We start from the raw sequence: 4607 nt of genomic DNA on the forward strand, positions 1-4607 counted from the left end.
TGCCCGTGACCTGTTCCAGACGCCGGGTTTCGGCGACACGGTCGACTTCGAGGCGTGGCTGTCACCTGGCGCGGCGCTGTCCGCGTTCCGGCCCAGACCAGCGCCGGCGCCATCGCCGGTGGCGCCGCCGACCCGCGTTCACCGGTTCGGGAGGCACTGCACGTGAAGATTGTTCGATTCGCTACGGGCTCAGCACCTCGGAGAGCGCTCCTGATGGTCCGAGATCCCGGATTCGGCTCTCGTCAGGCTACGAGGACCTCCACGCCGAGTGTCTTGAGTTGCTCGATGACCGTGTCGTGAGCATCGGCGTCGGTGATCAGCCCGGTGATCTTCTCCCACGGCAGGACGCGGTACGGCGAGGCCGTACCGACCTTCTCGCAAGAGGCGAGGATGTAGGTGTCAGCGGCCCGCGCGGACAGGGCACGCTTCATCGCCGCCTCCTCGGCGTCCCCCGTGGTCAGTCCGGCCTCGGGGTGGACGCCGGTGACGCCGAGCAGGCACAGGTCGGCGGAGACGTTCTGCGCGGCCTCGACCGCGGCGGCGCCGCAGGTGACCGCCGAGTGCTTGAAGACGCGCCCCCCGAGGAGGAAGAGCTCCGCCAGCGGGTGGTCGATCAGAGCCGTGGCGATCGTCGGGCTGTGGGTGATCACCGTGCAGGCGAGGTCCTTCGGGAGCGCCCGCGCCACGGCGAGGGCGGTGGTGCCGCCGTCGAGGATCACCGAGCCGCCCGGCCGCACCAGTGCGGCGGCCACTGAGGCGACCTTCCGCTTGCCGTCCGGGGCCACCGCCTGCCGTGCGTCGTAGTCCACCACTGCGGGAGACACGGGCAGCGCGCCACCGTACACCCTTTGGCACAACCCCTCGGCGGCGAGATCGCGAAGGTCACGCCGCACGCTGTCCTCGGAAATGCCCAGTTCGGCGGCGACCTCCTTGGCCACGATCTTTCCCGTACGGGCGAGCAGATCGAGCAGGTGCTCGCGTCGTTCAGCAGCCAGCATTCACGTTCCTTCTCGTTCTTGCACGATTCTGCATGTATCTTAGCCGCCATGACCGACAAGCCCATGCTCGTCCTCATCGCAGGTCCCTACCGTTCCGGTACCGACGGCGACCCGGAGGCCATGGCCGCCAACCTCGCCCGCCTGGAAGCCGCGGCCTGGCCCGTCTTCGCGGCCGGACATCTCCCCGTGATCGGCGAGTGGCTCGCCTTGCCCGTCCTCCGCTCCGCCGGCGCGGGCCCCACCGACCCCCTCGCCGACCAGGTGCTCTACCCGACCGCCGACCGGCTGCTCGCCCATTGCGACGCCGTGCTGCGCTTGCAGGGCGAATCCGCAGGCGCCGACCAGGACGTCGCCACCGCCCGCCGCCGCGGCCTGCCCGTCTACCACGACGTCGCCGAGATTCCGCGCCGCACCCCGCAGGAGACCACGTGACGAGCAGCCCGGGTGTCGACACCCCCGATCACCGCGGACGCACCGGTCTCCACCTCGCCGGACGCGACCTCGACCGCAACCCCGACGTCCGGATACGCGATGTCGAACTCACCTCCCAGGGCTGGCACGTCCTGCGCCGCACCACCTTCGACTACCGGCGCCGCGACGGACGGTGGGAGACCCAGCAGCGCGAGACCTACGACCGCGGCAACGGCGCCGTCGTCCTGCCCTACGACACCGAACGCAGCCGCGTCCTGCTCACCCGCCAGTTCCGCTACCCGGCCTACGTGAACGGCCACCCCGACGGCATGCTCATCGAGGCGGCGGCCGGACTGCTCGACGCGCAAGACCCGCACACCGCGATCCGCCGCGAGAGTGCCGAGGAACTCGGCATCGGACTCGGCCCGCTCACCCACGTGCTCGATGCCTACATGAGCCCGGGTTCCGTCACCGAGCGCCTCCACTTCTTCGCCGCCCCCTACACCCCGGCTGACCGGACCGGCACGGGCGGAGGACTCGAGGAAGAGGGCGAGGACATCGAAGTCTTCGAACTCCCCTTTGCCGAGGCCCTCGCCATGACCCGCGACGGACGCATCACCGACGGCAAGACCATCCTGCTCCTGCAATGGGCAGCCCTGTGCGGGCCCTTCGCCCGACAGCAGAAGGTCTGAAAGTCCGCCTTCGCCGGATAGCCCAGGAAGGCAGAGCGTTCAGCGTCAGCGCTGTCCACCCAGCCGATTGCCATTTCTGATCCGTCCCGGAGAACCCGGTCCAGTGCGGGTCTCACCGACGCCCGCAGGTAGGCGGGCAGTTGGGGCAGCGGTTCCCTGGGGCCGTCGTCCGGGTCAATCACGATGGAACCGCCCGGAAGGGTGCTCGCGACGAGAGCACCGGCGGCAACGGCTTCGGCCCCGTCTGCGCCGTCGACGCGTTCTCCCGAGTCGGTGACTCGCTGGAATGCCCTCTCCGGTACGTCGATGACCTGCTGGTGGGTTAGTCCTTCGAGTTCATCGACGAAGTCTGCGGCGAGATCGCTGTCGAAGGGGCCGGTTTCCCACGTCCCCGTGCATGGCTCCTGATAGGGCTGTCTCGGGCGAAGGCATGGTTCCAGGAGCCACTGACATCCGTCACGTGGCGAGGAGGACTCCCGATAGCCTCCCGCTGTTCCCTGTCTCCACTGTCTCTCCCGTAGTTGGCGCCCGGATGCCGCGTCACGGTGTGGGAAGGAGCGTGACCTGCGAAGCGAACGCTGCCCCGCCGGACGCGGCCGCCCCTCTTCGCGGCATTCCGCCCCGCCGGGTGACATCCAGCGGGGCGGAACTGACCAACAGCGTCTCCGACGGTGGCGGGCCGGACGCGGTCGGTCCTCGCTTACGGTGTCGGTCAGGCGCCGGGCTGCACGGGACCGATCTGGGTGCCGAAGTCGACGGACAGCTTGCCGTCGGCCTCCTGGTCACCCGGGATGATCCCGCCGCCGGGGGTCCTGAGGGTGAAGACGACCCGGTTGGCCGTCGCGCCCTTGCCGGCGTTGGGCACCTGGATGTCGAAGTGGACGGGGTGACCGGGGCCGAAGGTCACCTTGGTGCCCTGCGAGCCGTAGGGCTTCGCGGTGATGCCCTTGAGGGAGCTGTTGTTGTAGAACTTCACGTCGCGGGGGGAGCCGGCCAGCTGGCAGGCGCTGGTCTTGGGGGCCGCGGTCAGCGTGACGCGGTAGTGGCGGTGCCCGGAGCTGGCGGTGTCCGGCGTGATCTTCGTCTTGAGGTTGGCGGGGCGGCACGAGGACGGAGCGCCGGAGTCGGACGGGTGCGCGGAGGTGGATGCCTGCGCGACACCCGTGCCGGCGATTCCCGCCAGTGCAACGCCGGCAACTGCCATCACGAACTTGGTGGACTTGCCCATGGTCGACTCTCCGTGTCTAGCGGTCATACGTGGGGCGGTGCCCCGAACTTCCTGACGCCACGAAGCCTGCCGATTTCTTTCGTTATGGGCGTCACGGCGATGTAACGCCTTCGCCACAGCGACCGTGAGCGTCTCTCTCCTCAACCCGTACCGCGCCCGCCCCGGCAGGCAACGGCGCAGGTGAGTGGTGGGAAAACCTGATCAGGGGAGACGGGCTCGGTGTGGAACCGCAGTGGCGACTATGGCTGCATCTGGCTCGATGCCGGCCACTACGGCTACCTCACATGGGCCAGGCACCTGCTCCCCCCCGGCGAAGCCGTCACCCTCCTCACCGGGCATACCGGCGAGCCGCCCGTGATCCAGCTCGGCCGCGTGCGCGAAGGACGGCACGTCGCGCCCGACCGCCAGGCAGGGGTCGGATGCCGCCGAGAACCTCGCGTACTCCTCCGTCCAGTCCCCCGCGCAACACTCCGGTCGACCGACGCCCGCCTTCCGGTACGGGCGCAGCTTAGGCAGCGGCCCGGCGGCCAGAGCCCGCGGACGATTATGTGGCGGCCCTCCAGCCTGGCCGCCGTCCGTTTCCGCCGGCCCCGCGCTACAGCCGGGTCGGTCGTCGACGGGCACAGCGACCTCGGCGCCTCCGGACGGTGGTCCGTGAACAGCGCCTCCAGCGCAGGGAGCGGACGTGCCGGGTGGGGGCGTCGAGTCAGGAATCGCGTGTCGACGTACGGCGCGACAGATGCCGGGGTGGACGGCGGCGGTCACGGGTGCCGGGATGTTCGGCGAGGGCGCGGCCCGCGGCAGACTCGGTGGCGCCGGCGTCCATGGCCCGCCGCGACGCCGCGACGCCGCGACGGTGATGGCGTTGTCGGACCCGTCTGCGAGGGTGGCCGTGTGCGGCAGGGTGCCGTCGGGCGGTGCGCGGGAGGCGATATGGGGACGGGACCGGCAGGCGGCTGGGAGGGCGGCGTCGACTGGGAGGGCTGGCGGGACCACCGGGACATCCGGCGGCGCCTCGACCAGGGCGCCGATCCGGAGGCGCTGCCGTGCGGGGAACGGCCCCTGCACCGGGCCGTGGCGTTCGGCTCGCCCGAGGTCGTCGCGGAGCTGGCCGGGCGCGTCGCCGATGTCGACGCCCTGCAGGACGGTACGACCGCGCTGTGGGAGGCGGTGGTCGGGCACCGGCCTCAGATCGCACGCGTCCTCGTCGCCGCGGGAGCCGACCCGTGGCGGCCGGTGCTGGCCGGCTGGTCACCGGGGCGGCTGAGCCTGGCCGGC

General features: G+C 70.8%; 5 protein-coding genes and 1 pseudogene. 3 read left to right on the forward strand and 3 right to left on the reverse strand.

Annotated features, from left to right (window positions below):
- Positions 1-242: 242 nt before the first annotated feature.
- Complete coding sequence (locus H5J33_RS24375) at positions 243-998, reverse strand: DeoR/GlpR family DNA-binding transcription regulator (RefSeq protein WP_181797024.1); 756 nt, start codon at positions 996-998, stop codon at positions 243-245.
- A 48-nt stretch (positions 999-1046) separates the two neighbouring features.
- Here H5J33_RS24375 and H5J33_RS24380 point away from each other — a divergent pair, with 48 nt between their 5' ends.
- Together H5J33_RS24380 and H5J33_RS24385 are read left to right on the forward strand one after the other, a co-directional pair.
- On the forward strand, positions 1047-1430 hold the full coding sequence (locus tag H5J33_RS24380) for a DUF4406 domain-containing protein (RefSeq protein WP_181797025.1): 384 nt from the start codon (positions 1047-1049) through the stop codon (positions 1428-1430).
- Complete coding sequence (locus H5J33_RS24385) at positions 1427-2101, forward strand: NUDIX domain-containing protein (protein WP_181797026.1); 675 nt, start codon at positions 1427-1429, stop codon at positions 2099-2101. The genes H5J33_RS24380 and H5J33_RS24385 overlap by 4 nt, the downstream gene beginning before the upstream one ends.
- 50 nt (positions 2102-2151) lie before the next feature.
- Here the strand turns inward: H5J33_RS24385 and H5J33_RS38750 are convergent.
- Both H5J33_RS38750 and H5J33_RS24390 read right to left on the reverse strand, forming a co-directional pair.
- A pseudogene (locus tag H5J33_RS38750) lies at positions 2152-2736 on the reverse strand (DUF4259 domain-containing protein); the annotation flags it as partial.
- Positions 2737-2813: 77 nt separating this feature from the next.
- Positions 2814-3329, reverse strand: a complete 516-nt coding sequence (locus H5J33_RS24390; protein WP_181797027.1) for a DUF4232 domain-containing protein — start codon at positions 3327-3329, stop codon at positions 2814-2816.
- A 933-nt stretch (positions 3330-4262) separates the two neighbouring features.
- Between H5J33_RS24390 and H5J33_RS24395 the strand changes: the two genes are divergently transcribed.
- The coding region (locus tag H5J33_RS24395) for an ankyrin repeat domain-containing protein (RefSeq protein ID WP_181797028.1) at positions 4263-4607 on the forward strand (345 nt) is incomplete at its 3' end.

Source organism: Streptomyces sp. WELS2 (assembly GCF_013870595.1).
In the GTDB taxonomy this organism is placed as follows: domain Bacteria; phylum Actinomycetota; class Actinomycetes; order Streptomycetales; family Streptomycetaceae; genus Streptomyces.

What these genes read in the sequence shown, in the direction of transcription:
- H5J33_RS24390 (WP_181797027.1), bottom strand. Translation starts at nt 3,329, where the DNA reads ATGGGCAAGTCCACCAAGTTCGTGATGGCAGTTGCCGGCGTTGCACTG.
- H5J33_RS24375 (WP_181797024.1), bottom strand. Translation starts at nt 998, where the DNA reads ATGCTGGCTGCTGAACGACGCGAGCACCTGCTCGATCTGCTCGCCCGT.
- H5J33_RS24380 (WP_181797025.1), top strand. Translation starts at nt 1,047, where the DNA reads ATGACCGACAAGCCCATGCTCGTCCTCATCGCAGGTCCCTACCGTTCC.